The sequence below is a fragment of the Catenuloplanes sp. NPDC051500 genome, assembly GCF_044454585.1.
In the GTDB taxonomy this organism is placed as follows: domain Bacteria; phylum Actinomycetota; class Actinomycetes; order Mycobacteriales; family Micromonosporaceae; genus Catenuloplanes.
The window spans coordinates 1-4,799 of sequence record NZ_JBITDX010000053.1; the positions used below are offsets into that span (position 1 = coordinate 1).

A 4,799-nucleotide genomic window follows, 5' to 3' on the forward strand; every position below is an offset into this window, starting at 1 on the left:
TCGATGGCTCCACGCCCACATCCAGCACTGCCCGGTAAACGGCATATGCCCGTGTCGCACCGAATCAGCGCCCATTCCCTGCTGAGATCACCTCAGTATCGCGACCACCCGAACCGAAGGACAAGTTAGACACAGATGACGGCTATGGCTTTCGATGTTGCGATGGCGGCCCTCGGAGTGAACGGACCTGAGGGCGAACCTCCGACCTGGGACAACGTCGCCTGGCGACGCCACGAGGAGAACGTACGGCGGCTGCGAGGCAGGATCTTCAAGGCGACGAAGGACGGTGACTGGCCCCAGGTCAGGAACCTGCAGAAACTGATGCTGCGCAGCTGGTCGAACACGCTGGTGAGCGTGCGCCAGGTCGCGCAGCGCAACGCTGGACGCGCGACGGCGGGCATCGACGGGAAGGTCGCGTTGACCTCTCCGGCACGCATGAACCTGGCGGAACAGGCACATCGGACCGCACAGACGTTCATGCCACTCGCCGTCAAGCGGGTATACATTCCGAAAGCCAATGGGAAACAGCGACCACTCGGCATTCCCGTCATCTCGGACCGTGTCCACCAGGCACGGCACCGGAACGCACTGGAACCCGAATGGGAGGCCCGGTTCGAACCCAAGAGTTACGGTTTCCGGCCGGGCCGCAGCCGCCAGGACGCGATCCAAGTCGTTCACGTCACGGCGTGCGGCACGACCGCGCAACGCCTGTGGGTACTGGACGCGGACCTCACCGCCGCATTCGACAAAATCGACCACGACCATCTACTCACCACCATCGGGAATTTTCCCGGTCGGACCCAAATCCGGGGCTGGTTGAAAGCAGGCGTGTTCGAGAAAGACAAGGGATTCGCTCCCACTGACGCGGGAACTCCGCAAGGAGGTGTCATCAGTCCCTTGCTGTTGAATATTGCGTTGCATGGGCTGGAAGAGGCGGCAGGAGTCCGCCACGAACGCTACGACACGCAGCGAACGAAACGCGGCTCCCCTTCGCTGATCAGGTACGCCGATGACATGGTCGCCCTCTGCTACTCCAAGCAGCAGGCCGAAGACGTCAAAACGCGGCTCGCCGCCTGGCTGGCACCCCGAGGTCTGACCTTCAACGAGGACAAAACAAGAATCGTCCACCTCGATGACGGGTTCGTCTTTCTCGGGTTCACCGCCCGCCGACGCAACGGCAAACTCCTGATGAAACCCAGCAAGGCCGCCGTCAAACGAGTCAGGCATCGCCTCTCCACCGAGTTCCGGGCCCTACGAGGCTCGAACCCGGCGACAATCCTCGCGAAGATCAATCCGATCGTGCGGGGATGGGCGAACTACTACCGAGGGGCCGCATCGTCCATAGTGAGCCTTTCCGCGCAAGCGGTTGACCACTTTGCGTGGTCAGGTGGTGCGGTCGTGTTCGGTGTGAAGGATGACCAGTGCGGCGGCGACGATCTTCCCGATCCGCCATGGGTCGAGGCTGATGTTGCGTAAGGCCCTGAAGGTCATCTTGAGCAGGGCGTTCCCGCGTTCGCCGACCGCGCGGAGGCTGTTATGGGCCTTGTTGAACTGCTGCTGGACGAGCAGCAGGCCGCCGTTCTTCGGCCGTTTGAACGCGACCGTGACGGTGTCGGTGAGGCCTTCGTAGCCGAGGTCGCCAAGGGCGCGCAGATCGGCGCCGGCCGCGGTGAGGCAGGGCAGGATCTCGTCGTCGGCGCGGGCCGCGGTCGTGCCGTGTTCCCGGCCCGGCCGCACTCCGGAGACCCAGATCGGCCAGCCGTCCGGAACAGCGATGACCTGAATGTTCCCGCCATGGGTGTGGTGCTTGCCCGACCACCACAGGTCGACGCCTTCGGTCGGGCCGGGGGTGCGGCACCGGTCAGTCTCGATCAGTGTGCCGTCGATGGTGACGTAGTCATGACCAGCGGCTTTCGCCGCCAGCAGCGCACCGTGCAGACCCGGACAACGCGCGGCGAGCACGTCGATGCCCTCGTGCAGATAGTCGTAGCCGGTCGAGGCGCTGATCGCGTTGTCCCGGGCCAACTGCCTCATCCTGGTCCCGTCACAGAACCAGCGCAGCACAAGAACCGCCTGATCACGGCAGGACAACGCCCGCGTACCGGCCCGGGTCCCTCGCCGCAGCCGTTCCGCCGCCAGCAACTCGGCCAGCACGGACACGGTCTCCTCGCGCAGCGGCAGGACCGCCGTGTATGACACACTCATCGTCGACGCAGGACCCTTTGAAAGTGATGCTGTGAGAGGCCACCTTCATACCGGGGTCCTGCGTCTTCTCGTTGCACCACAACGATTTCCGGCGTGTCGCCACACCCCCGGACTGCCGTCACACAGCGTCAGCCACCGTTGCGCGGAATGGCTCAGTGTTCGCATCTTTGGACGTACATCTATGGCGGCTGACCTACAAATGGGCCTGCCACAGCCATCCCCACAAGCCGAGACCCTGGATCATCAACAGGTACTTCGGCCGGTACCACCCGGACAGGCAGGACCGATGGGTGTTCGGCGACCGCAACAGCGGCGCCTACCTCCCCAAGTTCGCCTGGACGAAAATCGTCCGGCACAGCCTGGTCCGCGGGGACGCGTCTCCGGACGACCCCGCCCAGGCCGGCTACTGGGCCGAACGGCGCAGCAAGAACAAACCACTGCTCGACCGCAGAACCCTGCACCTGCTCCGCAGACAGCACGGGGACTGCCCGATCTGCGAGGAGTTACTGCTGCACGCCGACCGCGAGCCGCAAAGCCCACGCGAGTGGGAACAGTGGCACCGCACCACCCGCAAGGCGATAACCAGGCAAATCATCGCCATCCACGGGAACGGCCTGCCGGACGAGACCCGACTCGTTCACTCCTCCTGCCTCCGCCGGACCACCGACGGACAGCAGGAACCAGCACCTCCGCACTCCTGAAATCGCCCCAGTGGCTTGCTTGAGCCGTGTGCCGCGATGAGTTGCACGCACGGTTCTGAGGGGGCCCCGGCGCAGCAATGCGTCGGGGCTACCCGACCGCACCGAACAGCTCGCATCCATCGTCGTGGCCCAGTACGGTCCGCCCATGTCACTCCTTAACCTGCGCGACGGCTTCCGTGACGAGCACCAACGGCAGTCCGCGCAAGCCATTGTCATGCGGCACCTCGCTGACGACCGCCAGCAGGAGGAATGCCGCGTGCTGATGAAGTTTTGGTGGCAACTGTCGATGACCTACCAGGAGGTGACGGAGGAGGACCTGGACCGGCATGTCGGCCCCGCCAAGCGGGAAGCGGTGCAAGGCCTCATCGAAGCCATCAGGCACTCACCCGACGCTGTCGACACGTGGATTGACGACGTGCCGCAGCGGTTCCCGCTCGTCCGGGACCGCGGCTACGAGGCCTGGCGCATTAGCGACAGCCGATGAAGGCACCACGCGCGTGCCCTCTCATGCCGAGTTGACTACGTTCACGAAACGCTGTTTTCTGGGTGCGGCCCAGTCGGTCGGAGCGTTCTCATGCATATTTGGATCGCGTCTGCCTGGGCCGGAATGTCACACTGCCGCCGTGGAGACCTTGCGGTGTGCGGGGTGCGGGAACGCGCTGAGCATCCCGGTCCGGCTGGTGGCGCTGCCCGCGCAGCCGCACTGGTCGGTTTTGGACCACCACCACGTCAACCCTCCACTCCTCGAGCCCTGCACCTACGCGATCGACGAGGCCGCATACGGCGATGATCAGGTAGCCGGCACCTTCGTCCTCTCACCGGGTGACGTACGCGGTACACGGATCATTCACGACCTCGTTCGTACGGGCTGCTGGTCGCCGGTGGGGTGGAACCGGTGTGTGGCCTGCGAGGATTGCGGTGCCTTGATCGCTTCCCGGACGGACGACTGCCGTGTGGCCCAGGAGACGCGCCTCTACCCGTCCACGGTCGTCCGCGAGACATGTGACGACGAAGCCGAACGCACCACGGATCCGTTCACACTGATCGCCGATTGGGACAACAAGGCACCCGACGCGCGACAGTACGACTGGACGCCCGCCCTGATCCGCCCTCGACCCGAACTGACGGCAACGCGCTGGCGCACCCGACGGGTAAAAGAGGATCTCTATCGAGACGATCCACCAGCCTGATCGACACCAGAGGACTCCGATGGATGGTCACTGGATGCCGTCGTCCCGTCGCTTGACCGATGCACTTTTCTGCCGCCGACCGTGCGCGCTGGCACCGACATGGCCTCACGCTCCGTGTCGCCGCCTCGACTTGCCAGGCACACACTCGTGTCGATGAGCGCGCATGACGCTCAAGCGTCGGGCCAAATCGGCATGAGGCCGTCGACATCAGAGTCATAGAACAGGTACGACCTGAGGTCTGGGGCCGCGACCAATATGCGATGCACTTTGGCGGGGTTGCCGGTGACAGCGTGGATCGGCTGGGAGCTGAGGAGGTTGCGAAGGTCGGAGAACGGCCACTCGGCCCCGAGCAGACGTCGAAGTGCGACCAGGACCGCCACGGCATCCCGTGGGACCCGGTCGACATAGATCTCTGCGCGCCTGGGCAGATCCCAGCTCGCCACGGTCGCGTGGCGACGGCAGCCCGGCAGGTGGACGACGGACTGCCCGGTGGCACCCGAGCCGGCCTGACGCTGCCACCACTGCGCATCGATGGTCAAGTCACCACGTTTCAAGGCGGACGTGAACCACTCAACGTCGACACCGGCGGTAGTTCCGCGCGCAGCGATCTCTAGTGTTCTGTCTCAGTTTTGAGTAGTCGTTTGTTGGAGGGCGACGCGTCCACGTCGGACTTTTGCGAGGATCGATTCGGTGGTGGCGGTCC

At 64.6% G+C, this 4,799-nt stretch carries 6 protein-coding genes; 4 read left to right on the plus strand and 2 right to left on the minus strand.

Features of this window, described 5'->3' with window-relative positions; genetic code table 11:
• The first annotated feature begins 144 nt into the window (after positions 1 to 144).
• Positions 145 to 1,476 carry a group II intron reverse transcriptase/maturase gene (ltrA, locus tag ACIA8K_RS41165; RefSeq protein WP_396068950.1) on the plus strand — a complete coding sequence of 444 codons (1,332 nt, stop codon included), beginning with the start codon at positions 145 to 147 and terminating at the stop codon, positions 1,474 to 1,476.
• Here ltrA and ACIA8K_RS41170 read toward each other — a convergent pair.
• Positions 1,384 to 2,205, minus strand: a complete 822-nt coding sequence (locus ACIA8K_RS41170; RefSeq protein WP_396068951.1) for a transposase family protein — start codon at positions 2,203 to 2,205, stop codon at positions 1,384 to 1,386. The genes ltrA and ACIA8K_RS41170 overlap by 93 nt on opposite strands.
• Before the next feature lie 167 nt (positions 2,206 to 2,372).
• On the opposite strand from ACIA8K_RS41170, the gene ACIA8K_RS41175 reads away from it, so the two are divergent.
• The 3 genes from ACIA8K_RS41175 (at position 2,373) to ACIA8K_RS41185 (ending at position 4,096) form a co-directional block, all read left to right on the plus strand.
• Positions 2,373 to 2,906 carry a hypothetical protein gene (locus ACIA8K_RS41175; RefSeq protein WP_396068952.1) on the plus strand — a complete coding sequence of 178 codons (534 nt, stop codon included), beginning with the start codon at positions 2,373 to 2,375 and terminating at the stop codon, positions 2,904 to 2,906.
• Between the two features lie 145 nt (positions 2,907 to 3,051).
• Positions 3,052 to 3,390, plus strand: a complete 339-nt coding sequence (locus ACIA8K_RS41180) for a hypothetical protein (RefSeq protein WP_396068953.1) — start codon at positions 3,052 to 3,054, stop codon at positions 3,388 to 3,390.
• A gap of 139 nt (positions 3,391 to 3,529) precedes the next feature.
• Entirely contained in the window at positions 3,530 to 4,096 is a 567-nt protein-coding gene (locus tag ACIA8K_RS41185) for a hypothetical protein (RefSeq protein ID WP_396068954.1), read from the plus strand.
• A gap of 170 nt (positions 4,097 to 4,266) precedes the next feature.
• Here the strand turns inward: ACIA8K_RS41185 and ACIA8K_RS41190 are convergent, their stop codons facing one another.
• Positions 4,267 to 4,635: a hypothetical protein gene (locus ACIA8K_RS41190; protein WP_396068955.1), complete on the minus strand. Its 369-nt coding sequence runs from the start codon at positions 4,633 to 4,635 to the stop codon at positions 4,267 to 4,269.
• Positions 4,636 to 4,799: the final 164 nt, after the last annotated feature.